This window comes from Variovorax sp. J31P179, from assembly GCF_030316985.1.
Classification (GTDB): domain Bacteria; phylum Pseudomonadota; class Gammaproteobacteria; order Burkholderiales; family Burkholderiaceae_C; genus Variovorax; species Variovorax ginsengisoli_B.
Genome location: NZ_JASZYL010000011.1, coordinates 180,501 through 203,653 on the forward strand (window position 1 = coordinate 180,501; position 23,153 = coordinate 203,653).

22 protein-coding genes are annotated in these 23,153 nt (G+C 69.1%); 11 read left to right on the forward strand and 11 right to left on the reverse strand.

All coding sequences use genetic code 11. The annotated features are described in order from the left end of the window. Positions 1 to 5: 5 nt before the first annotated feature. Together QTI17_RS26045 and QTI17_RS26050 are read right to left on the reverse strand one after the other, a co-directional pair. Positions 6 to 929, reverse strand: a complete 924-nt coding sequence (locus QTI17_RS26045) for an RNA polymerase sigma factor (RefSeq protein WP_286536577.1) — start codon at positions 927 to 929, stop codon at positions 6 to 8. Continuing rightward, positions 910 to 1,215, reverse strand: a complete 306-nt coding sequence (locus tag QTI17_RS26050) for a hypothetical protein (protein ID WP_286536578.1) — start codon at positions 1,213 to 1,215, stop codon at positions 910 to 912. The genes QTI17_RS26045 and QTI17_RS26050 overlap by 20 nt, the downstream gene beginning before the upstream one ends. Positions 1,216 to 1,360: 145 nt before the next feature. Here QTI17_RS26050 and QTI17_RS26055 point away from each other — a divergent pair, with 145 nt between their 5' ends. The 7 genes from QTI17_RS26055 (at position 1,361) to QTI17_RS26085 (ending at position 8,572) form a co-directional block, all read left to right on the forward strand. After that, entirely contained in the window at positions 1,361 to 2,404 is a 1,044-nt protein-coding gene (locus QTI17_RS26055; RefSeq protein ID WP_286536579.1) for an aldo/keto reductase, read from the forward strand. Positions 2,405 to 2,535: 131 nt separating this feature from the next. Continuing rightward, positions 2,536 to 3,765 (forward strand): ABC transporter substrate-binding protein, encoded by a 1,230-nt coding sequence (locus QTI17_RS26060; protein WP_286536581.1) that lies wholly within the window; start codon positions 2,536 to 2,538, stop codon positions 3,763 to 3,765. 79 nt (positions 3,766 to 3,844) lie between these two features. Then, complete coding sequence (locus QTI17_RS26065) at positions 3,845 to 4,720, forward strand: branched-chain amino acid ABC transporter permease (protein ID WP_286503956.1); 876 nt, start codon at positions 3,845 to 3,847, stop codon at positions 4,718 to 4,720. A gap of 7 nt (positions 4,721 to 4,727) precedes the next feature. Beyond that, positions 4,728 to 6,677, forward strand: coding sequence for a branched-chain amino acid ABC transporter ATP-binding protein/permease (locus tag QTI17_RS26070; RefSeq protein WP_286536582.1), 1,950 nt, complete (start codon positions 4,728 to 4,730; stop codon positions 6,675 to 6,677). A 14-nt stretch (positions 6,678 to 6,691) separates the two neighbouring features. Further along, positions 6,692 to 7,414, forward strand: a complete 723-nt coding sequence (locus tag QTI17_RS26075) for an ABC transporter ATP-binding protein (RefSeq protein WP_286503958.1) — start codon at positions 6,692 to 6,694, stop codon at positions 7,412 to 7,414. A gap of 118 nt (positions 7,415 to 7,532) precedes the next feature. Then, positions 7,533 to 7,958 carry an ester cyclase gene (locus QTI17_RS26080; RefSeq protein ID WP_286536583.1) on the forward strand — a complete coding sequence of 142 codons (426 nt, stop codon included), beginning with the start codon at positions 7,533 to 7,535 and terminating at the stop codon, positions 7,956 to 7,958. Then, on the forward strand, positions 7,955 to 8,572 hold the full coding sequence (locus QTI17_RS26085) for a TetR/AcrR family transcriptional regulator (protein WP_286536584.1): 618 nt from the start codon (positions 7,955 to 7,957) through the stop codon (positions 8,570 to 8,572). Before QTI17_RS26080 ends, QTI17_RS26085 begins: the two co-directional genes overlap by 4 nt. Before the next feature lie 3 nt (positions 8,573 to 8,575). On the opposite strand, the gene QTI17_RS26090 is transcribed toward QTI17_RS26085, so the two are convergent. Further along, positions 8,576 to 9,745, reverse strand: coding sequence for a Fic family protein (locus QTI17_RS26090; RefSeq protein WP_353506729.1), 1,170 nt, complete (start codon positions 9,743 to 9,745; stop codon positions 8,576 to 8,578). Between the two features lie 124 nt (positions 9,746 to 9,869). Here QTI17_RS26090 and QTI17_RS26095 point away from each other — a divergent pair, with 124 nt between their 5' ends. Further along, positions 9,870 to 10,805, forward strand: a complete 936-nt coding sequence (locus QTI17_RS26095; RefSeq protein ID WP_286536586.1) for a M14 family metallopeptidase — start codon at positions 9,870 to 9,872, stop codon at positions 10,803 to 10,805. 6 nt (positions 10,806 to 10,811) lie between these two features. Here QTI17_RS26095 and QTI17_RS26100 read toward each other — a convergent pair whose 3' ends face one another. Next, a complete protein-coding gene (locus tag QTI17_RS26100; RefSeq protein ID WP_286536588.1) occupies positions 10,812 to 11,669 on the reverse strand; it encodes a M23 family metallopeptidase in 858 nt (285 codons plus the stop codon). 8 nt (positions 11,670 to 11,677) lie between these two features. Continuing rightward, complete coding sequence (locus QTI17_RS26105) at positions 11,678 to 13,480, reverse strand: glutamine--tRNA ligase/YqeY domain fusion protein (RefSeq protein WP_286536589.1); 1,803 nt, start codon at positions 13,478 to 13,480, stop codon at positions 11,678 to 11,680. Positions 13,481 to 13,616: 136 nt separating this feature from the next. Between QTI17_RS26105 and QTI17_RS26110 the strand changes: the two genes are divergently transcribed. After that, complete coding sequence (locus QTI17_RS26110; RefSeq protein ID WP_286536590.1) at positions 13,617 to 13,955, forward strand: hypothetical protein; 339 nt, start codon at positions 13,617 to 13,619, stop codon at positions 13,953 to 13,955. A gap of 77 nt (positions 13,956 to 14,032) precedes the next feature. Here the strand turns inward: QTI17_RS26110 and QTI17_RS26115 are convergent, their stop codons facing one another. From QTI17_RS26115 to QTI17_RS26140, 6 genes are read right to left on the reverse strand one after another with little or no spacing between them, the layout of a single operon-like run. Continuing rightward, entirely contained in the window at positions 14,033 to 14,854 is an 822-nt protein-coding gene (locus QTI17_RS26115; RefSeq protein ID WP_286536592.1) for a LytR/AlgR family response regulator transcription factor, read from the reverse strand. A gap of 4 nt (positions 14,855 to 14,858) precedes the next feature. Continuing rightward, entirely contained in the window at positions 14,859 to 15,920 is a 1,062-nt protein-coding gene (locus tag QTI17_RS26120; protein WP_286536593.1) for a sensor histidine kinase, read from the reverse strand. Next, a complete protein-coding gene (locus tag QTI17_RS26125; RefSeq protein ID WP_286536594.1) occupies positions 15,917 to 16,954 on the reverse strand; it encodes an alpha/beta hydrolase family protein in 1,038 nt (345 codons plus the stop codon). Before QTI17_RS26125 ends, QTI17_RS26120 begins: the two co-directional genes overlap by 4 nt. Next, positions 16,951 to 17,241: a 2TM domain-containing protein gene (locus tag QTI17_RS26130; RefSeq protein WP_286536595.1), complete on the reverse strand. Its 291-nt coding sequence runs from the start codon at positions 17,239 to 17,241 to the stop codon at positions 16,951 to 16,953. Before QTI17_RS26130 ends, QTI17_RS26125 begins: the two co-directional genes overlap by 4 nt. 24 nt (positions 17,242 to 17,265) lie before the next feature. Then, a complete protein-coding gene (locus QTI17_RS26135) occupies positions 17,266 to 17,787 on the reverse strand; it encodes a DUF6622 family protein (protein WP_286536596.1) in 522 nt (173 codons plus the stop codon). A gap of 40 nt (positions 17,788 to 17,827) precedes the next feature. Further along, positions 17,828 to 18,241, reverse strand: coding sequence for a DUF2306 domain-containing protein (locus tag QTI17_RS26140; RefSeq protein ID WP_286536597.1), 414 nt, complete (start codon positions 18,239 to 18,241; stop codon positions 17,828 to 17,830). Positions 18,242 to 18,457: 216 nt separating this feature from the next. On the opposite strand from QTI17_RS26140, the gene QTI17_RS26145 reads away from it, so the two are divergent. Next, the gene (locus tag QTI17_RS26145) at positions 18,458 to 19,750 is read left to right on the forward strand and encodes an efflux RND transporter periplasmic adaptor subunit (RefSeq protein WP_286536598.1); all 1,293 of its coding nucleotides are present in this window, start codon (positions 18,458 to 18,460) and stop codon (positions 19,748 to 19,750) included. A gap of 10 nt (positions 19,751 to 19,760) precedes the next feature. Next, on the forward strand, positions 19,761 to 22,874 hold the full coding sequence (locus QTI17_RS26150; RefSeq protein ID WP_286536606.1) for an efflux RND transporter permease subunit: 3,114 nt from the start codon (positions 19,761 to 19,763) through the stop codon (positions 22,872 to 22,874). Positions 22,875 to 23,153 lie beyond the last annotated feature (279 nt).

The following is a 23,153-nucleotide window of genomic DNA, read 5'->3' on the forward strand; positions in this document are numbered from 1 at the left end:
TCTGCTCAGGGCGCGAGCACGAGATCGGCGTCGCGGGCGATATAGGGCACGTGGCGGAAGTCGCGGATCAGGCGCAGCCGCCCGTCGCGCCACTGCAGCTCGATGAAGTAGCCGGGCGGACCGTCGCCGCGCCCCGGCAGCACGGCCAGCACCGCGTGGCCGTCCAGCCATGCGGGCACCAGCCGCCAGTCGTCGAGGCGCTCGTAGTTCGAGAAGTACACGCCGACCTCGCGTCGCCCCGCGGCCTTGCGGCGCGACACCAGGTCCAGCCGCACGTCGTCGGCCAGCAGGGCGCGCACGCCGTCCCAGTCGCGGGCGTTGAACAGGCGGGCGTAGCGCAGCAGCTCGGGGGTCGGGGCGCGCGCCGGCGCCGTGTCCGGCGTGGTGGCCGGCAACTGCCGCAGCAGGCCGCGTCCGCGATGCAGCGCCGCCTTCACGGCCGGCACGCTGAGCTCGAGTTCGGCGGCGATCTCCTCGAGCGAATGGTCGAGCACGTCCTTCAGGATGACGCAGCCGCGCTGCGCCGGCGCCAGCTGCAGGAAGCTGCGCAGCGCGGCCCGCACGGCCTGCTCGCGCGCCAGCGCATTGTCGGGCTCGAGTGCCGCATCGTCGGCGAGCTCGAGCGCCGCTTCGAGCGGCTCGGCCCGCCGATGGGCCTCGCGCCGCCAGTGGTCGATCGCGCGGTTGTGGGCGATGCGGAACAGCCAGGGCCGCAGCGGCGGCATCGCCTTGTGCTGGGCGAGCTCGAAGCAGGCCCGGGCCAGCGTGTCCTGCACCACGTCCTCGCCATCGGCGACCGATCCGGTCATGCGTGTGGCGTAGCGGTGCAGGTCGGGCCGGATGTCGTCGACCAGCGCGAGGAACTGGCGCCGCGCCTCTTCGAGGGTGGCGATCAGCGCCTCGGGCGCCTCAGGACCCGAAGAAGCCATAGGCGCCGATTTCGCTGATCCCGACCGTGACGGGCGGCTCTTCGCAGCGCTCGCGCACGCCCGCCACGAAGGCCTTGAAGGCGGGCAGGGCGGTCAGCAGGTTGCTGCCGTCCGGCGCCTCGTGCGAGGCGATGTGGACGAAGCTCACGCCGTCCTCGAGCTTGAAGGTGGCGTAGCGCAGGCCGGTCGGCCTGCGCTCGGCGAGTTCCTGGTACACCGCCCGGACCAGGCGCTCGTTCTCGTCGACCCGATCGGCCTTGAGCTTGTAGCGGACCATGCGTTTCATGATGGAGCCTTTCTCCGGCGAGGCCGGTCTCATTGTTCACCAGGCAAAGACGTTTCGGGCGGCCCGAAGGATGCGGTGCGCGGCCGCCTGCACGATCGGCCGGACCCGCCTATGCTCTGCCGCTTCGACACAAGGAGTGTTTTCGATGCGCAACCATCCCCTGGGCCGCACCGGCCTTTTCGTCTCCGAACTCTGCCTCGGCACCATGACCTTCGGCGGCAGCGAGGGCATCTGGAGCCAGATCGGCGACCTCCAGCAGGCCGACGCCGAGCGCCTGGTCGGCCAGGCGCTCGACGCCGGCATCAACTTCATCGACACCGCCGACGTCTATTCGGGCGGGCTGTCCGAGCAGATCACCGGCCAGGCCCTCAAGAACCTCCAGGTACCGCGCGACAGCGTCGTGGTCGCCACCAAGGTCTTCGGCGAGACCGGCCCCGGGCCGAACGCCCGAGGCGCCTCGCGCAGCCACATCATGGATGGCCTCAAGGCCAGCCTGAAGCGGCTTCAGCTCGACCACGTCGACCTCTACCAGATCCACGGTTTCGACCCCGCCACGCCGATCGAGGAGACCGTTCGGGCCCTCGACCAGCTGGTGCGCCAGGGCCATGTGCGCTACGTGGGCGTCTCCAACTGGGCCGCCTGGCAGATCGTCAAGGCGCTCGGCATCGCCGAGCGCTGGGGGCTGGCGCGCTTCGAATCGCTGCAGGCCTACTACACCGTGGCCGGCCGCGACCTCGAGCGCGAACTGGTGCCGATGCTGCAGAGCGAAGGCGTCGGACTGATGGTCTGGAGCCCGCTGGCCGGCGGCCTGCTGAGCGGCAAGTACGGGCGCGAGCAGCAGGCCGAGCAGGGCAGCCGGCGCGTGAGCTTCGACTTTCCGCCGGTCGACAAAGACCGGGCCTGGGACTGCGTCGATGCGATGCGCCCGATCGCCGCGGCGCATGGCGTCTCGGTGGCACAGGTGGCGCTGGCCTGGCTGCTGCACCAGCCCCAGGTCACCAGCGTGATCGTCGGCGCCCGCCGTGCCGAACAGCTGGCCGACAACCTGGCGGCGACCCAGGTGGCGCTGAGCGCGTCCGAGCTGGCGCAGCTCGACCAGGTCAGCCGGCTGCCGGCCGAATACCCCGGCTGGATGTTCGCGCGGCAGGGCGAGAACCGCCGCAAGCAACTGGCCGGCGAGCCGCGTTGAGCTGCCGTCCGGGAGGTCTGGGGATGGATATTTCCTATAGCGTTTTTAGGGTTGTCACTCTCTCTGAAAGACGCGTGTAACGGTATGTTCTCAGGACTACTTTTTCTCGACCCCTATTGGAGACATTCCTGATGCTGTTTCGATTCAAGCTTCTTGCCGTGGCGGGCGCCGTGGCCTTCAGCGCTGGCGCGTTCGCGGCCGACCCGATCAAGATCGGCGTCGACGGTCCGTTCACCGGCGGTTCGTCTTCGATGGGCGTCAGCATGCGCGACGGCGTGCGCCTGGCCACCGAGGAAATCAACAAGAGCGGCGGCGTCCTGGGCCGTCAGATCCAGCTGGTCGAACGCGACGACGAGGCCAAGAACGAGCGCGGCGTGCAGATCGCTCAGGAGTTCATCAACAAGGAAAAGGTCGTGGCCGTGGTCGGCTACATCAACACCGGCGTGGCCCTGGCGTCGCAGCGCTTCTTCCAGGAAGCCAAGATCCCGGTGCTGAACAACGTCGCGACCGGCTCGATCATCACGCACCAGTTCGACAAGGAGCCCGAGAACTACGTGTTCCGCAATGCGGCGCACGACAGCATCCAGGCACCGATGATCGTCGAGGAAGCGGTCACCCGCCGCGGCTTCAAGAAGGTCGCGATCCTGGCCGACTCCACCAATTACGGCCAGCTGGGCCGCGAAGACCTCGAGAAGGCGCTGAAGGCCAAGGGCATCACGCCGGTGGCGGTCGAGAAGTTCAACATCAAGGACGTCGACATGACGGCCCAGCTGCTGAAGGCCAAGGAAGCCGGCGCCGAGGCGGTGCTGACCTACGGCATCGGCCCCGAGCTGGCGCAGATCGCGAACGGCATGACCAAGCTGGGCTGGAAGGTCCCGATGGTCGGCAGCTGGACCCTGTCGATGGCCAACTTCATCGACAACGCAGGCCCGGGCGGCGACGGCGCGCGCATGCCGCAGACCTTCATCCAGGAGCCGACCACGCCCAAGCGCAAGGCCTTCATCGCCAGCTACCTGGGCAGCTTCAAGCCGAAGAACAACCGCATCGATTCGCCGGTCTCGGCCGCCCAGGGCTACGACTCGATCTACCTGCTGGCCGCCGCCATCAAGCAGGCCAACAGCACCGAGGGTCCGAAGATCCTGGCCGCGCTGGAAGACCTGAAGGCGCCGGTCGAGGGCGTGGTGACCACCTACACCAAGCCTTTCGCCAAGGGCGACCACGACGCCATCACCGCCAACATCCCGGTGTTCGGCGAGGTCAAGGGCGGCCGCGTCAACTACGCCAACGCCGACGACATGAAGAAGGCGGCCACGGTGCAGCTGAAGAACAACGCGGCCAACGACGCCCTGCTGAAGCCCTGATCCGCGCCTGCCTGACGGCGCCGCCCCGGGTCGCTCCCGCGGCGGCGCCTTTTTGTGCCAACGCCTCCCGAAAGCCGTCATGCAAATCCTGACCCAACTCATCTTCAGCGGCATCGCGCTGGGCATGATCTACGCCGTCATCGCCTTCGGCTACCAGCTCACCTTCGCCACCTCGGACACCCTCAACTTCGGCCAGGGCGACGCGCTGATGCTCGGCGCCCTGGTGGGCCTCACCCTGGTCACCCTGGGCGTCAACTATTGGCTCATGATCCCGCTGGTGTGCCTGTTCGGCGCGGTGCAGGGCGCCGTGGTCGAACGCATCGGCGTGCGGCCGGCGATCAAGATCAAGTCGGAATTCGGCTGGATCATGTCGACCATCGCGCTCGGCATCATCTTCAAGAACGTGGCCGAGAACGTCTGGGGCCGCGACGACCTCAAGTTCCCGTCGCCGCTGCCCGAGGCGCCGATCAAGTTCCTCAACGCCAACGTGCTGCCGATGGAGATCCTGGTGGTGGTGGGCGCCATCCTCATGATGCTGGCGGTCGAGCTGTTCAACCGCCGCTCGATCTACGGCAAGGCGGTGGTCGCGACCTTCAACGACCGCGATGCAGCCAAGCTGATGGGCATCAACACCGGCCTGGTCATCACTTTCTCGTATGCGCTGTCGTCGCTGACCGCGGCCTTCGCGGGTGTGCTGATCGCGCCGCTGACCTTGACCGGCGCCACCATGGGCGCGGTGCTGGGCCTGAAGGCCTTCGCGGTGGCGATCATCGGCGGGCTGACCAGTGGCATGGGCATCATCCTCGGCGGCATCATCCTGGGCATCGCCGAGACCACCACCGGCTTCTATCTGAGCACCGGCTACAAGGACGTTCCGGGCCTGGTGCTGCTGCTGATCGTGCTGGCGGTGCGCCCGGCCGGCCTGTTCGGCAAGACCGCGATCAAGAAGGTCTGACGCTCACATGAATACCAAAATCGGACGCTTCCTCCTCGCTCTCGTCGGCTTCGCGGCGCTGCTGCTGTTCCCGATCGGCATCGACAACCCGTACTACATCCACCTGCTTGAGACCATCATGATCTACGCGATCCTGCTGTTCGGGCTGGACATCGTGGTCGGCTACACCGGCCAGGTCTCGCTGGGCCATGCGGGCCTGTTCGGGCTCGGCGCCTACACGGCGGGCGTGCTGGTCTACAAGCTCGGCGCACCGCTGATGGTGGCGCTGATCGCCTCGATCGGCGTCACGGCGCTGTTCGGTGCGCTGCTGGCATTGCCGGCCCTGCGTGTCACGGGGCCGTACCTGGCGATGGTCACGCTGGCCTTTGGCACCATCATCCAGATCCTCATCAACGAGATGAGCTTCATCACCGAAGGGCCGATGGGCATCAAGCTCACCAAGCCGCCGCTGTTCGGCCACAAGCTCGACGAGCGCGAGTTCTACTGGCTGGTGGTCGTGATGCTGGTGCTGTCGCTGGTCGTGGTGCATCGCATCCTGCGCTCGCATCTCGGGCGCGCCTTCGAGGCGCTGCGCGGCAGCCCGGTGGCGTCGGACTGCATGGGCGTGTCGGTGTACCGCTACAAGGTCTATGCCTTCGTGATCAGCGCCGGCTTCGCCGGACTGGCCGGCAGCCTGTATGCGTATTCGGAGCAGTACATCTCGCCGAACACCTACAACTTCGAGCTCACCGTGCTGTTCCTGCTGGCCGTGATCATGGGCGGGCGCAAGAGCCGCATCGGCGCCATGCTGGGCGCGACCATCATCGTGCTGCTGCCCAAGCTGCTCGACGACGTGGAGTTGTTCCGCTACGTGTCGGTGGCGCTGGCGGTGCTGGTCATGGTGGTGGCGGTGGTGGGCGTGCAGATGAAGCGCGTCACGCCCAAGCAGATGGCCATTCCGGTGGTCGGCAGCATCGCGCTCGCGGGCCTGTCGTTCTGGCTCCAGACCATGACCGACTGGCGGCTCTCGATCTTCGGCGTGATCATGCTGTTCGTCGTCTACTACCTGCAGGACGGCATCGTGGGCTTCGTGCGCAACGCGCTGAACCTGCGCCGGCCCAAGGCCCGGCTCGAGGTCGAGGGCGCCGGCATCGCGCCGGCCGATGCCGTGGCGACCGCCGCCATGGCCGGCGGCCAGCCCGAGGTCCTGCAGGCGTCGGGCGTGCTGATGCAGTTCGGCGGCCTGAAGGCGCTCAACAATGTCGACCTGACTGTCAGGCGCGGCACCATCCACGGCCTGATCGGGCCCAACGGCTCAGGCAAGAGCACGATGATGAACGTGCTGACCGGCATCTACGTGCCGACCGCCGGCGCGATCAGCTTCGGCGGGCGTTCGCTGGTCGGTCGCACCTCGTCCGACATCGCGCTGTCGGGCATCGCGCGCACCTTCCAGAACGTGCAGCTGTTCGGCGAGATGACGGCGCAGCAGAACGTGCAGGTCGGGCTGCATCACACCTTCCGCAGCAACCTGTTCGACGTCGCGGTCCACACGCCGCGCTACAAGCGCGAGAGTGCGGCGGCGGCCAACCGGGCGCTGGGCCTGCTCAAGTTCGTCGGCCTCGAGGCCTTCGCCGCCGAGGAGGCGCGCAACCTGCCGTACGGCAAGCAGCGGCTGCTCGAGATCGCCCGCGCGCTGGCGCTCGACCCGCAGCTGCTGCTGCTCGACGAACCGGCCGCCGGCCTGACGGCGCCGGACATCAAGGAGCTGATCGCCATCATCCGCAAGATCCGCGAGCACGGCGTGACCGTGATCCTGATCGAGCACCACATGGACGTCGTGATGAGCATGTGCGACACGGTCTCGGTGCTCGACTTCGGACAGAAGATCGCCGAAGGCGAGCCGGCCGCAGTGCAGGCCGACGCCAAGGTGATCGAAGCCTATCTGGGCGGCCAGGAAGCCGAGCCGCAGCCTGCGTAAGGAAACGGGAACCAATGCTCACCATCCAGAATCTATCGGCCGGCTACGGCAAGGTGCAGGTGCTGCACGGCGTCTCGATCGAGGTGCCCAAGGGCAAGGTCGTGACCCTGATCGGCTCCAACGGCGCCGGCAAGACCACGACCATGCGCGCCGTCTCCGGAATGATCCAGCCGACAGCCGGCGAGATCACGCTCAACGGCAAGCGCATCGACGGCCTCGAGTCCTACCACATCGCCAAGCTCGGGCTCGCGCATTCGCCCGAAGGCCGGCGCGTGTTCGCCACCATGACCGTGACCGACAACCTCACGCTGGGTGCCTTCCCCCGGCTCACGGGCAGTCGGCCGCGCGGCGATGTCGCGGGCGACCTCGAGCGCGCGCTCGACCTGTTCCCGCGGCTCAAGGAGCGGCGCACCCAGCTGGCCGGCACCTTGTCGGGGGGCGAGCAGCAGATGCTCGCGATGGCCCGCGCGGTCATGCTGAATCCCGAGGTGGTGCTGCTCGACGAGCCCTCGATGGGCCTGGCGCCGATCCTGGTGGCCGAGGTGTTCCGCATCATCGAGCGGCTCAAGCAGGAAGGCGTGACCATGCTGCTGGTCGAGCAGTTCGCGGCCGCCGCGCTCGGCGTGGCCGACTACGGCTACGTGCTCGAGAACGGCCGGATCTCGTTGCACGGGCCGGCCGAGAAACTGCGCAACGATCCGGGGGTGAAGGCGGCGTACCTGGGCAGCGGACACTAGGTTTGCGGCCATAGATTCCGTCAATGAACGGGGCTGGCTCATTTGAGACTAATTTCTTGTAATGAGATTATTGTCTCATTAGAGTTGGCGGGAACCCCATCCCCTGGAGGACCCGGACATGGCGCTCACCCGAACCGAGATGGACCGCAGGATCGACCAGCATTTCCGCTTCGAGGCCGCGGACGATGTCGAAGGCGTCCTGGCGACACTGTCGCCCGACGTCGAGCACGACATCGTCGGCGCGCCCTCCGGGCCGACGCGGGGGCGCGACGGCGCGCGGCCTTTCTACGAGGCGCTGTTCAGCGACCTGTCCGACAGTCGCGTCGAATGCCTGCGGCGGCTTTACGGGGCCGATTTCCTGGTCGACGAATCGATCTGGCGCGGCAAGGCGTCCGGGCGGCCCTTCGGCCTCGAGGGCCGCGGCCGGCCGCTCGAATTCAGGCTGCTCCATGTGGTCGAGTTCACTGACGCCGGGGACATCCGGCGTGAGAACGTATGGCTCGATCTCGCGGCCATCATGCGGCAGCTGCCACAGGATTCATGAGCGGCCCGCCAAGCGAGAAGGCCGGCCGTCCCAACCAACGCCGGCGCACGCGCAAGGACCTGCTGCAGGCCGCCGCACGGCTTATGCAGGCGGGTCGCCAGCCCAGCCTCGAGGAGATCGCCGAGGCGGCGGCCGTGTCGCGGGCCACCGCCTACCGCTACTTTCCGAGCATCGAGGCGCTCCACCGCGAGGCCTCGCTCGACATCGCGGTGCCCGAAGCCGCCGCAGTGCTCGGCGACACCCGCTCGCAGGACCCGGTGCAGCGGCTGGAACGCGTCGATGCGGCGCTGAGCGGCATGATCGCCGCCAACGAGGCGTCGCTGCGCATGATGCTGGCGCAGTCGATGGAGCGCGTGGTGCGGGGCGGGCACGACGCCGAAGTGCCGGCGCGCCAGAACCGGCGCAGCCCGCTGATCGAGGCCGCGCTGGCGCCGGCCCGCAGCCAGCTCAGGCCAACAGCGGTGAAGACGCTCGAGCAGGCGCTGGCGCTGGTGATCGGCACCGAATCGATGGTGGTCTGCAAGGACGTGCTGCAACTCGACGACGCGCAGGCGTCGAAGGTCCGACGCTGGGCGATCCGGGCGCTGGTGGCGGCGGCGAGAAAGCCCGACTGAAGTTCAGCCGGCGCCATCCCGCCCATGGGTCCATCCCGGGACGGACAGGTAGTAGCGCAGCGCCTTGCCTTGGCCGGTGGCGTGCAGCAGGCCGCGCTGCAGCAAGTCGGACAGGTCACGGGTGGCGGTGGCCTTCGACGTCGCTGTCATCTTCAGGTACTTGTCGACGTTGAGTCCGCCGAGAAAGCCGCCATCGCCGGCGTCGAGCAGGCGCTTGATCAACTGGCGCTGCCGGTCGTTGAAGGTCTGCTGGGCATGCAAGGCCCAGAAGCGTGACTTCTCCAGGGTCGCCTGCATCACCGCGATCGAACGGCCGCAGGCCTCGCGGAAGGCATCGGCGAACCACGCGACAAATGCCGTGACGTCGACGCTGCCGGCCTGCGCCGTTGCCAGCGCCTCGTAGTAGTCGGCCCGATCCGCCAGCAACTGCCGCGAAAGGCTGTACAGGCGCGCCGCTTCGCCGAGGTCCTGTGCCAGCGCCATGTCTGCGATGGCACGTCCGATACGCCCGTTGCCATCCTCGAACGGGTGGATGGTTTCGAACCAAAGGTGGGCGATGGCGGCGCGGGCGATGCCATCGATTTCGCTTGCCGCGCCCGGCCGCGAGGCCTCGAACCAGGCCAGGAACGCGGCCATCTCGTTCGGCACGCGGGAAGAGGGGGGCGCGGTGTAGTGCACGACCTCCCTGCCTGGCAAACCGCTGACGATCTGCATGGGATCGTCGTGGTCACGGTAGCGGCCGACCGCGATGCGCCGGATGCCCGCCGTTCCGCCCGGAAAAAGCGCGGATTGCCAGCGGCACAGCCGTTCTGCATCCAGCGCTTCGGCGAAGCCATCGGTGGCATCCTGCATGACATCCACCAGCCCCTCGACCCGTCGGTTCGAAGGGCCGGCGTCGCCCTGGCCGAGGTGGCGCAGCACGGAGGAGCGAACCGATGCCAACTCGAGGTTCTCGCCCTCGATCGCTGCCGTGGCGATGGCTTCGCCCGTCCAGAGCTCCTGGGCAACCTGACCCATGTCCGGGAGCCCGATGGCCTGCGCCATGCCCTTGACCTGGCCCTGCGCCTGGCGCGCGCGCAGGAGCGTCGGCCCTGCGGTGACCAGGTCGAAGTGGAGGTGCGGCCAGTCGGCGTGCTCCCAGACGTAGCGGGTTTTCCGAGGCATGAGCCGCATCTTATCGTTTAAGGCTCATTTTTTGAGCCGCATTGTGGGGGATTCGACTCACCCATCGAGCGGCACCGACGCGCATGTAGGAAACTGCGCGCTTCCGTCTCGCACGCCCAGAGAATCCTCCCCCATGACCGACCCCCAACCCGCCCTCGAAGTCCTGCCGCGCGACATTTCCGCCTACCGCGAGGGCAACACGGGCATCGACTACGTGCACCGATTCGAATCCGGCAAGCCCGGTCCGCACGTGCTGATCAATGCGCTGACCCACGGCAACGAGATCTGCGGCATGGTGGCCGCGACCCATCTGCTGGACAGCGGCGTGCGGCCCAAGCTCGGCACGCTGACTGTCAGCTTCGCCCATGTCGAGGCCTACAACGCCTTCGATCCGGCCAAGCCTTTCGACAACCGGCAGATCGTCCACAACCTCAACCGCGTCTGGTCCGACGAATGGCTCGACGGCCCCGAGGACAGCCCCGAGCTGCGGCGCGCCCGCGAACTGCGGCCGGTGGTGGCTGCCGCCGACCACATCCTCGACATCCATTCGACCAGCCAGGACGTGGTGCCGTTCTGGGTCTACCCGGACTTCGAGCGCAATGCGCGGGTGGCGACCGCCATCGGCCTGCCGCCGGTGCACCTGGTGATGCCGAGCGGCCTGGGCTCGGGCACGCCGTTGATCCAGCACGGCCTGCATGCCGGCGCCGATGCGCCGGGCGCCGCGATGGTGGTCGAGTGCGGCCAGCACTTCAAGCAGAGCGCGGCCGATCTGGCGACCGAGGTGACGCTGCGCTTCCTGGCGCACTTCGGCTTGATCGACCGGGCAGGGGCGACGCCCGAGGCCGAAGCTCAGCGCCGCTTCGAGCTGCTGCAGACGCACCTGATCAAGTCCGAGGATTTCCGCTTCGTGCGGCCGCTGATCGGCTTCGAGACCTTTGCCGAGGGCGAGCTGATCGCCACGCAGGGGACTGACGAGATCCGCGCGCCCTGCGACGACTGCACGGTGTTCATGCCGGCGCAGCGGGTGATCGTCGGGCGCGAGGCGGTGTATCTGACGAAGCCGCTGTAGGCCGCCTCAAGCCGCAATGAACAGCGCCGGATCCACCATCGTCCGGTTCAGCATCACCCCCCAGTGCAGGTGCGGCCCGGTCACGCGGCCGGTGGCGCCCACGGCGGCCAGCCGCTCGCCGCTCTGCAGCACGTCGCCGGTCTTGACGTCGATCCGGCTCAGGTGGCAGTACATCGTGAGCAGGCCACAGCCGTGGTCGAGCCAGACGGTGCCGCCGTTGAAGAAGTAGTCGCCGGTGTCGATCACCCGGCCCGGCAGCGGCGCCAGCACCGGCGTGCCGGTGGCGGCTGCGATGTCCATGCCGCTGTGCGGATTGCGCGACTGGCCGTTGAAGACGCGGCGCAGGCCGAAGGAGCTCGAGCGTCGGCCCGGCACCGGCACTCGCATCTGCAGCGCGTGCGGCGCGGGTTCGCTGAAGGTGGCCATCACCGTCGCCTGGTGATCGCGCTCGCGCTCGTAGCGGGCCTGGTCGGCAGCCGACAGGTCGACCGTGCCCGGTGCCACCTTCAGGCGCTGTTCGCTGTATTGCTTGGGCGCGATCGTGTAGGCGATCGGACGCTCGGCGCCATCCCCCGTGCGCACCATGATGCGAGCCTTGCCCGGGGCTGTCGCGAGGGGAATACCGACCAGCGCGGTCCATTCGATCGGGTCACCCAGCACCAGCAGCGGGATGCCGCCCTCGGTGCGCGCCTCCGGCCGCGCCGCGGCAGGACCGAGCGACAGGCGCGCCACGCCGCCCTGGACCTGGGCGCCATGCGGCCAGAGCGCGGGGGCGGACGTGGCCGGCGAGGGCGTTGCAGCGGCCTGCGCGGCCGGCAGCGACAACAGGCCCATCGATGCAAGCAGGAGCGAGCGGCGCTGCATGGCGTGCCTCACTTGCCCCAGCTGTCGCGCATGCCCGCCGCGCGGTTGAACACGCGCTGGCCGGCGGCCGCCGCCTTGGCATCGACCACGAAGTAGCCGTGGCGTTCGAACTGGAATCCAGCTCCGCCCTCGGCGGCGCCGGCGAGCGAGGGCTCGACGAAGGCCTGGCAGGTGACCAGGCTGTCGCGATTCAGTTCTTCCAGCAATTCGCCGCTGCCCGGCTGGGCCGCCGCGAACAGGCGTTCGTACAGGCGCACCTCGGCCTGCAGCGCATCGGCCGCCGCCACCCAGGTGATGTTGCCCTTGACCTTGATCGCGTCCGCACCCGGCGTGCCGCTCTTGGTGTCGGGCACCAGCGTGGCCTGCACTTCCTGCAGCTTGCCCGAGGCGTCGCGGGTGCCGCCCGTGCAGACGATCGTGTGGCCGTACTTCAGCCGCACCTTGTTGCCCGGGAACAGGCGGAAGAAGCCCTTGGGCTGCACGTCCTCGTAGTCGGTGCGCTCGATCCAGACCTCGCGGCCGATCTTGAAGCTGCGCTGGCCGCGCTCGGGGTGGTGCGGGTGCACCGGCGCCGTGCAGTCGTCGAGGAAGCCGGCGCCCATCAACTCGTCCCAGTTGGTGATGACCAGCTTGACCGGGTCGAGCACTGCCATCGCGCGCGGCGCGATCGGGTCGAGTGTGTCGCGCAGCGCGGCCTCGAGGCTCGCGTAGTCGATCCAGCCGCCGGACTTGGTGACGCCCGAGCGCTCGCAGAACAGCTTCAGCGCCTCGGGCGTGTAGCCGCGGCGCCGCAGGCCGGCCAGGGTCGGCATGCGCGGATCGTCCCAGCCGTCGACGTGGTTCTCCTCGACCAGCTGGCGCAGGCGGCGCTTGCTGGTGATGACGTGGGTCACGTTGAGCCGCGCGAACTCGTACTGGCGCGGATGCGGCGACGCGACCAGGCCGCCTTCGGCCAGCCGGTCGAGCAGCCAGTCGTAGAAGGGCCGCTGGTCTTCGAACTCGAGCGTGCAGAAGCTGTGGGTGATCTGCTCCAGCGCGTCCTCGATCGGATGCGCGAAGGTGTACATCGGATAGATGCACCACTTGTCGCCGGTGTTGTGGTGGGTGGCTCGGCGGATCCGGTACAGCGCCGGGTCGCGCATGTTGATGTTGGGGCTCGCCATGTCGATGCGGGCCCGCAGCACGGCGGCGCCATCTTCCAGCTGGCCGTCACGCATGGCGCGGAAGCGCGCCAGGTTTTCCTCGGGCGTGCGGCCGCGGAACGGGCTGTCGGTGCCGGGCGTGTTGAAGTCGCCTCGGTTCGCGCGGATCTGCTCGGCGCTCTGCTCGTCGACATAGGCCAGGCCGGCGCCGATCAGGTATTCCGCGGCCTGGTACATGAAATCGAAGTAGTTACTCGCGAAGTACACGTGGTCGTTGGCCTCGCCAGGCTTGGCAGGGTTGTCGGCCAGATGGGTGTCGTAACCCAGCCATTGCACGGCGTCGCGGATGGCGTCGACGTATTCCTGCTCTTCCTTTTCGGGATTGGTGTCGTCGAAGCGCAAATGGCAGACGCCGCCGTATTCCTTCGCCAACTCGAAGTTGAGCCAGATGCTCTTGGCGTGGCCGATGTGCAGGTAGCCGTTGGGCTCCGGCGGAAAGCGCATGCGAACCTTGGCCGGATCCTGCATGCCCCCGGCGTGATGGGCCGCGTCGCCCGGGGATCCGCCCCACTTGCGGGTGGAATAATTGCCCTGTTCGAGGTCGCTTTCGATCACGTGGCGCAGGAAATTGCTCGGCTTGGTGCTGTCGTTGTCTGCAGGGGAAGTCATCCATCCATTCTAGGTGGCCCCTCAGGCGCGTTACCTTTGGCAACGATCTTCACGCAAGGCCGTGCACCAGGTTCACACCTCGCGCGTTCAATACATGACATGGGCGGCCAATACCCGCCTTCACAGGAGTTTCACGATGAGCCTTACCCGTACCACCTTTTTCAAATGGGCTGCCGCCGGCGTCGTTGCTGCCGGAGCCTTGTTCGCCACGGCGTCGGCCAGCGCGGCCGTCGGCTGGTCGGTGGGCGTCAACGTGCCCGGCGTGGCGATCGGTGTCGCCACTCCGCAGCCCTACTACGCACCCGCCCCGGTGTACGTTGCGCCGGCGCCGGTCTATTACCCGCCGCCGCCGGTCTACTACCGCCCGGCACCGGTGTACTACGCGCCGCCTGCCGTCTACTACCGGCCGGCTCCCGGCTACTACCGTCCGGGCCCGGGCTACTACCGCCATCACGGACACGGGTACTACCGCTGAGCGGCCGATAGCCTCTTTGTTTTGCTGTCACCATGAAAAACCGGCCCCGTCGAACGGGCCGGTTTTTTCATGTCGGTTCACATGGCACGGAACAGGTGCGCGTAGAGCCGGCTGACCGGTATCCGGTCGTCCCGGCCCCGCAGGCTGAGGTGCTGGCGGCCGGTCTCGTCGCGGTGCACCGCCTCGATCGCGCTGCTGCGCACGACCACCGCGCGATGCACCTGCCAGAAGATGTCGGGGTCCAGCTGCGGCAGCAGCTGCTTCAGCGGCGTGCGGATCAGGTATTCGTGGCCGGCGGTCAGGACGCGGACGTACTTGTCGGCCGCCTCGAAATACAGCACCTCGTCGACCGGGACCATGCGCACCGTGGCGCCGCCGGCCTCGCTGGCGGCGATGAACCTGAGCGGCCCGCCGTTGGGGGCCGGTGCCGCCGCGGCGCCGGCCAGCAACTGGCGCCACTGGGCCAGCGTCCGCTCCAGGGCGGCGGGCTCGGCGGCCGCCGCGGGCGCCTGGGCCGCCAGCGCCTGCTGGAGGCGCGCGACGGTCTTGCGCAGCCGTTCGGGCTGGACCGGCTTGAGGACGTAGTCGATCGCCTGGGTCTCGAAGGCACGCGCCGCGTATTCGTCGTAGGCGGTGACGAACACCAGCTGCGGCATCGGTGCCTCGTCGGCCGGCCAGGTGTCGGCCAGTTCGGCGGCAGCGCCCAGGCCGTCCTGGCCCGGCATCCGGATGTCGAGGAACAGCACCTGCGGCAGCCGCTGCAAGGCCTCCCGCACGGCGCTGGCACCGTCGCCGACGCTGGCGATGATCTCCAGGTCGGGCCAGGCGGCGGCCAGTTCTGCGCGCAGGGCCTGCGCGAGCAGCGGTTCGTCTTCGGCGATGAGGGCGGTGGCTTTCATGCGATCAGGTGGGAAAGACGACAGTTGCGAGGGTTCCGCCCGCGGCCGTGGCCTCGAGGGTCAGGCTGCCGCGGGCGCCGTAGACCGTGGCGAGGCGCTCGCGCACCTGCGTGACGCCGAAACCGCCGCCCTCGGACGGCGGCCCGGTGCCGAGCCCGACACCGGTGTCGAGGATCTCGATGCGGATCTGCGGCAGGCCGTCGGCGGCTCGGTTCTCGCGCAGCGCCCGAATGCGGATCTCGCCGCCCTCGACCTTCGGCTCGAGCCCGTGGCGGATGCTGTTCTCCACCAGGGGCTGCAGCAGCAGCGGCGGCACGGGCAGCTCGCGCAGGGCGTCCGGCAGGTCGAGCGCGAAGCGCAGGCGCGGACCCATGCGCACCGACATCAGTTCGAGGTAGTCGCGCAGGCGTTCGAATTCGCGGGCCAGCGGATGCGCCGTGGCGCGCGAGGCGGCGAGCGTGACGCGCAGGTAGTTGTTGAGGTGGTCGAGCATCTCGACCGCCCGCGGCGGATCGACCGTGATCAGCGCCCGCAGGTTGGCCAGCGTGTTGAACAGCATGTGCGGCTCGAGCTGGGTTTCGAGCAGCTTGAGCCGGGCCTCGCCCGCATCGCGCTCGGCGGTGGCGATCTTGGCGATGAGGGCAGCCGCCTTGCCGCGGGCGTGGAAATAGAAGCTCGCGGCGGCACCGGCGACCACCGTGATGACCAGGCTGATGGTGTTGTCGCGCGAGGACGAGACGTTGCGGTAGTTGAAGAGGAAGTCGCCCACCCGGTCGCCCGCCAGGAAGCCGCAGGCGATGCCGATGGCCGTCAGCAGCAGGCCGCGCCAGCCTTGCGGCCAGCCATGGCCGCGGCCGGGGCCGCCGCCCTCGCAGTGGCGCTCGTCGACCAGGTAGCGGCCGAACTCGATGACGCTCCAGGTGATGGTCCCGACCGACAGCGCATAGCCGACCTGCACCAGGTAGGTCTTGTTCGGCCAGATGGCGGTGGTCAGCACGGCCACCACGCAGCAGAACGCGATGACTTGCAGGTAATGCCGGCCCGCGCTGGACCAATGGATCTTCATGGCGCCAGATTCTGGACGAAGAAGCGGGCGATGGCGGCGTAGACGCCGGCGAGGCTCGCCCGGTCGAAGCCCGGCGGGTCGTCCAGCAGCCGGGCCGCCCGGTCGGGCAGGTCCGGCACCTGCGGCGACAGGATCGAGCCGTGGCCCGCGGCGGGCATGTCGGCGACCAGTGTGCAGCGGGCACCGCAGGCGGCGCGCACCGCGTCGATGTGCCATTGCGGGGCGAGCCACTCGTCGTGGCCCGCGCGCACGAGTCCGAGGGGAATGCGGGGATTCGCGAGCGAGCTCATCTCGATGGTGGCGGCCATGGGCACCGCCGCCACCGCCGCAGTGACCCTTGGGTCCGTCCAGGATTCGAGCGTGGTCTGGCTGCCCAGCTTCCAATCGATCACCCGGCGGGAAGCCGCGAGGCGCAAGCCATCCAACATGCCGCCCGTGAGCGAAGTCGCAAGGCCCACGCAGGCTGGGAAGTCCTGCGCCAGGTGCGCCTGGCAATGCGCGTTCAGCAGGGCAGGCGACCAGCGCGCGCCGGCCAGGGTCAAGGCAGTCAGGCCGCCGGCGGACATCCCGTAGACGCCGACGTGGCTGAAGTCGAGCAGCGGCGCGAAACGCGCGTCGGCGGCCATCGCATCGATGGCTTGGGACACCTCCCTGGGGCGATGGCGCCAGGTGGGCGGACCGACGTCGCGCATGTCGCGGTAGTTGTCGCCGGCGTGCTCGGGCATCGCCACCGTGAAGCCGGCGTCGACCAGCGCGATCGCCAGGTCGGCCTGCGGCCAGGGCGAGCCGCCCGAGCCGTGCGACATGACGACCAGGTGCCCGTTGCCGCGCAGCGGCGCCGCGTCGGCCGCCAGCTCGAACGCGAACGGGCCGCGGACGAAGCGGGCGGCCGGCGCGGCGGTCGGGAAGAACACAGTGACCGGACCGGTCTCCGGCGGTGCCGGCAGCACGGCGACACCGGTGGCGGCAGACGCCGCGTGGCCGAGGGCGCCGAGCAACGCCAGCGCCAGCAGGCGCCGCAGGCCCGCCGTCACCACGGGTCCCCCTTGGCGCCGGCGGCCAGCCGGGTGCGCTCGCGCTCGACCATGCGGCCGAGCAGGGCGCCGCCCGGAGGCAGCATCCAGACCGACAGGCCGTGGGCCAGCAAGCCGACGCCCCAGCCGAGCAGCGGGTAGATGGCCCAGCTGCGGCCGTTGGCCAGCGACAGGGCGACCAGCCCGAGGTTGACGAGGGCGTAGACCGCGGCATGGGCGAACCAGCCCAGCTTGGCCTTGGCCCGCCGCAGGGCGAGCTTTTCGATGCGTGCTTGATCGATGGACATGAGGGACTCCCGGGTCGAGTGGAATCAGGCGCCACCGACGTTGTACAACGCGCGATCCTCGCGCAGCGCCAGCTTCCAGAGCCGGAGCGCGCGGCCGGCGAAGACGCCGCTGAAGAAACCGTACATCAGGGGCACCGCGAGCGCGAAGGTGGCGTCGTGGCGGATTTCAGGATGCATCGCGAGCGTCGCCCCCACAGCGTACTTGGTGAAGAAGATGCCCATCATCAGCGCCAGCGGCACCGCGCTGCCGGCCAGGTGGAAGGTGCGCGACGCCGGTGCATAGCGCGTGCTGGCCGGCAGCCCGCGCTGGAGCACCAGCGTCAGGGCCACCAGGGCGGTGGCGGCCCAGGCCAGCAGGGCGGTCGGCGAATCGCCGAAAGCCGAGGTCACGCCGAAGATCGACAGGCCGGTCATCACGATCGGCATGACCGTCACGCGGCCCAGTCCGACGCTGTTCGCGAACAGCTGCTTGGCGCCGAGCCACACCAGGGCCGCGAACAGGACGAACACCCACTTGGGCGTGTGCAGGAAGATCTGGGTCAGCATGGCGATTCTCCGTGAGAGGTTGAGGAAGGAAGGTGCGGGTTCAGGCCACGCCGAGCCATTGGCTCCAGAGGATCTGGCCCAGATAGCGGCTTGGCAGCAAGGTGAAGGCGCCGGCGACGATGCAGGCGCTGATGTAGGTCGCCTGCATGGCGATGCGGTGGCCGCGGATGTCGCCCTTGGCGAGTTTCCAGAAGGCGCGTGACAGGCCGAAGAAGGTGGCCGGCACCAGCAGGTGCACCAGCGTGTAGCCGCCGATGTTGGGCAGCCTGAAATCGCGGATGAAGAGCGCCGACAGCGCGGCCATGACGATCAGCGTGACCCAGGCGTAGCCCAGTGCGCGGTGCAGGCGCGGCCGCTGGGTCCGGCTCTGGCGGGCCCAGAGCACCAGCGGCCCGAGAGCCAGGGCGGAGGCGGCGGCGGCGAGGTGGACGGCGATCACGGGGGACATCTGCATGGCGGGCTCCTGAAGACGATGGGCGGACTGTGCCGAGGCTCCCGGGCGCCCGCCATGGCCATGCGACGAACTGCAGCCGGGCGGCGCCAGTTGCATTCGGTGATCGCCGGACGCACGCGGTCAACGCCGGCTTTACCGAGGCTTTACGGTTCGTAAGGGCTGGGCGCTACGATTCGGCGATCCACTACGGGCTGCCGAATCCACGCCCACTCACCGATGTCGTCCCCCCTTCCCGAGCCCGCCACCGACCACCTCCCCGCGATCCGCCCTGTTCCTTCACGACGGCGGCGCTGGCTCGGCAGCCTGGTGGCGCTGGCCGTGGTGCTGGGCCTGGCCGTGGGCGGCTGGTACCTGATCAAGCGCTCCGGCGAGCCGGCCGGCGGCCGGCCGAACTTCGGCGGCGCCAGTTCCACGGTCGGCCACGCAGCGGCCAGGCGCATGCAGATGCCGATCGTGATCGACGCCCTCGGCACCGTGACGCCGCTGGCCACCATCACGCTCAAGCCGCAGGTCGGCGGCGTGCTGACCGAGGTGCTCTACACCGAGGGCCAGTCGGTCGCCAAGGGCCAGCTGCTGGCCCGCATCGACCCGCGTCCCTACGAGCAGGCCTTGATGCAGGCCCAGGGCACCCGGGTGCGCGACGAGGCCCAGCTCGAGGCCGCGCGCGTGACGCTGTCGCGCTACCGCACGCTGCTGACCCAGGACTCGATCGCCCGCCAGGACGTCGACACCCAGGCGGCGCTGGTCAAGCAGCTCGAAGGCGCCGTGATCACCGACCGCGCCGCCGAGGCGGCCGCCAGGCTCAACCTCGACTACACCCGGATCACCGCGCCGGTGGCCGGACGCATCGGGTTGCGCACGGTCGATCCGGGCAACAACGTGGCGGCCAACGCCAGCACCGGCATCGCGGTGATCACCCAGATGAATCCGATCGACGTCCAGTTCGCGGTGCCTCAGGACCGTGTGCCCGACATCCAGGCCCAGCTCGCCAAGGGCGAGGCGCTGCAGGTCAAGGCACTCGACCGGGTGCGCAGTGCGGTGCTCGACACCGGCGTCTTCTCGACCCTCGACAACGTGGTCGACACCAGCACCGGCACGGTGCGGGCCAAGGCGCGCTTCGCCAACAACGGCACGCCGCTGTTCCCGAACCAGTTCGTCAACGTTCAGATGGTGCTGCGCACCGTCGATGCGCTGGTGGTGCCGGTCACCGCGGTGCGCATCGGGCCCAACGGCAACTTCGTCTACGTGGTCAACGAGGACCGGACGGTGTCGGTGCGCAACGTCAAGCGCGGCGACGCCACGGTCGACGTGGTGGCGATCCTCGACGGGCTGACGGCCGGCGAGGATGTCGTCACCGAAGGCGGCGACCGCCTGAAGGACGGCGCCCGCGTGGCGCTGCAGGGCGACAAGCCGGCGACGGCGCCGCGGCCGGGCGCGTCCGGTCCGCGCGGCCCGCGTGCGCCCGGCAGTCCGGGCGGCGAGGGCAGGCGCCAGCGGCCGCCGCAGTGAGGCAGACGTGCTGAGTCCTTCACGTCCCTTCATCGAGCGGCCGGTCGCGACCGCGCTGCTCATGGTCGCGATCGTGCTCGCGGGCCTGGTCGGTTTCCGATTTCTTCCGCTGGCGGCGCTGCCGCAGGTCGACTATCCGACGATCCAGGTGCAGACGCTCTACCCGGGCGCCAGCCCCGAGGTCATGAGCCGCACCGTGACCGCGCCGCTGGAGCGCCAGTTCGGCCAGATGGCCGGCCTCGACCGCATGAGCTCGACCAGCGCCACCGGCGTCTCGATCGTGACCTTGCAGTTCGCGCTCGACCAGACCCTGGACGTCGCCGAGCAGCAGGTGCAGGCGGCCATCAACGCCGGCGGCTCGCTGCTGCCGGCCGACCTGCCGGCGCCGCCGGTGTACGCCAAGGTCAACCCGGCCGATGCGCCGATCCTGACCCTGGCCGTGAGCTCCGAGACCATGCCGCTGACCGAGGTGCAGAACCTGGTCAACACGCGGCTGGCGCAGAAGATCAGCCAGGTCGGCGGTGTCGGGCTGGTGTCGCTGTCGGGCGGCCAGCGCCCGGCGGTGCGCATCCAGGCCAACACCAACGCGCTGGCCGCGGTCGGCATCGGCCTGGACACCCTGCGCACCGCGATCGCGGCGGCCAACGCCAACAGCGCCAAGGGCGGCTTCGACGGCCCGAAGCGGGCCTACACGATCAATGCCAACGACCAGCTGGTCACCGCGGCCGACTACAAGAACCTGATCGTCGCCTGGAAGAACGGCGCGCCGGTGCGCATGACCGATGTGGCCCGCGTCATCGACGGCGCCGAGAACACCCAGCTCGGCGCCTGGGCCGGCTCGGATTCGAGCGCCGCGCCGGGCGCGCAGGACGGCAAGCTCTATCCCGCGATCATCCTCAACGTGCAGCGCCAGCCCGGCGCCAACGTGATCGGCACGGTCGACGGCGTCAAGAAGCTGCTGCCCGAGCTCGAAGCCTCGCTGCCCGGCGCGCTCAAGGTCGAGGTTCTGAGCGACCGCACCACCGGCATCCGCGCTTCGGTGCGCCACGTGCAGCTCGAGCTCGCGCTGGCGGTGGTGATGGTGGTGCTGGTGATCTTCTTCTTCCTGCACAGCCTGCGCGCCACCGTGATCGCCAGCATCGCGGTGCCGATCTCGCTGATCGGCACCTGCGGCCTGATGTACCTGCTGGGCTACAGCCTCAACAACCTGAGCCTGATGGCGCTGACCATCGCGACCGGCTTCGTGGTCGATGACGCGATCGTGATGATCGAGAACATCGCGCGCTACCTCGAAGAGGGCGAGCCGCCGTTCCAGGCCGCGCTCAAGGGCGCGACCCAGATCGGCTTCACCATCATCTCGCTGACGGTGTCGCTGGTCGCGGTGCTGATCCCGCTGCTGTTCATGGGCGACGTGGTGGGGCGGCTGTTCCGCGAGTTCGCGGTGACCCTGGCGATAACGATCCTGATCTCGGCCGTGGTCTCGCTGACCCTGGTGCCGATGATGTCGGCGCGCTGGCTCAAGCCGCAGGCCGAGGAGGGCGGACGCTTCGGCGCCGCCGTGCAGCGCTTTTTCGACCGCGTCATCGCGCGCTACGACACCTGGCTGCAATGGGTGTTCCGCCATCAGCCGCTGACCTTGCTGGTGGCGCTGCTGACGCTGGCGCTGACGGTGGCGCTGTACGTGCTGATTCCAAAGGGCCTGTTCCCGACCCAGGACACCGGGCAGCTCAAGGCGCGGGTGCTGGCCGCGCAGGAAGTGTCCTATGCGCGGATGGCCGAACTGCAGCAGTCGGCGGCCAACATCGTGCTGGCCGACCCGGACGTGCAGAGCCTGAGTTCGGTGGTCGGCGTCGACGCCGCCAACAACATGGCGCTCAACACCGGCAGCATGCTGATCAACCTGCGCTCCGGCCATGACAGCCAGGCCGTCGTGATGCAGCGGCTGCGCGAGCGGGTGCGCGAAGGCGTGGCCGGCGTGTCGCTCTACCTGCAGCCGACGCAGGACCTGACCATCGACGCTGAGACCGGTCCGACCGAGTTCCGGGTCTCGCTCGAAGGCGCCGACACGGCGACGGTGAACACCTGGGCGCAGAAGCTGGTCGAGCGCCTGCGCAGCGTGCCGCAGGTGCGCAACCCGACCACCGATGCGGGTGCCAAGGGCCTGTCGGCCTACGTCGACATCGACCGCAACACGGCGTCGCGGCTGTCGGTGACGGCCAGCTCGGTCGACGATGCGCTCTACAGCGCCTTCGGCCAGCGGATCGTCTCCACCATCTTCACCGAGACCAACCAGTACCGCGTGATCCTCGAGGCCGACCGCGAGTCGCTGTCCTCGCCGGAGGGCCTGGGCACGCTGCAGCTGCGCACCGGCGCCGGCACGGCGACGCCGCTGTCGGCGCTGGCGACGGTGCGCGAGCAGTTCGCGCCGCTTCAGGTGACGCGGGTGGCCCAGTATCCGGCCGCCACCATCGGCTTCGACACGCCGCCGAACGTGGCGCTGGGCAAGTCGGTGGCGGCGATCCGCGCCGCGGCCAAGGACATCGCGCTGCCGCCGAGCGTGACCATGACCTTCCTCGGCGCCGCCGGGGCCTACGAGAAGTCGCTCACCAACCAGCTGTGGCTGATCCTGGCGGCGGTGGTCTGCGTCTACATCGTGCTGGGGGTGCTCTACGAGAGCTACATCCACCCGCTGACCATCCTGTCGACCTTGCCGTCGGCCGGCGTCGGCGCGCTGCTGGCGCTGCTGGTGACCGGCAACGACCTCGGGGTGATCGGCATCATCGGCATCATCCTGTTGATCGGCATCGTCAAGAAGAACGCGATCATGATGATCGACTTCGCGATCGACGCCGAGCGCAACCAGGGCAAGGGGCCGCTGGAGGCGATCCACCAGGCGGCGCTGCTGCGCTTCCGTCCGATCCTGATGACCACGCTGGCGGCGCTGTTCGCGGCACTGCCGCTGATGCTGGGCTGGGGCGAGGGCGCCGAGCTGCGGCGTCCGCTGGGTCTCGCGATTTTTGGCGGGCTGGTGGTGAGCCAGGTGCTGACCTTGTTCACCACGCCGGTGATCTACCTGGGCTTCGATCGGCTGGGGCGGCGGTTCGGGGCGAGGGCCGTGGGATGAGCTTCCTAGCTGTTTTCGTTGCACGGGCGCCCGGGATGCGGTGTGGGCCGAGCGACCCCACTGCGCCGGCCCTTCGGGCCGGGCTTGGGGGTGATCAAAGATCCGTGTCGTCTCCAACGTCGATGCAACCCCGACGTCTCAGCGGTGGCGGGCGGTATGCCCTGGGCCGGCCGTTGAGGCACCGCCGAGCAGCGGAGCGGCAGGCGGATCAGGGCCGCGCGTGTTTGAGTGGAGCGCAGCGGAGCGAGTTTGCGCGGACCCCGCCTGTCGCGAGCAGCG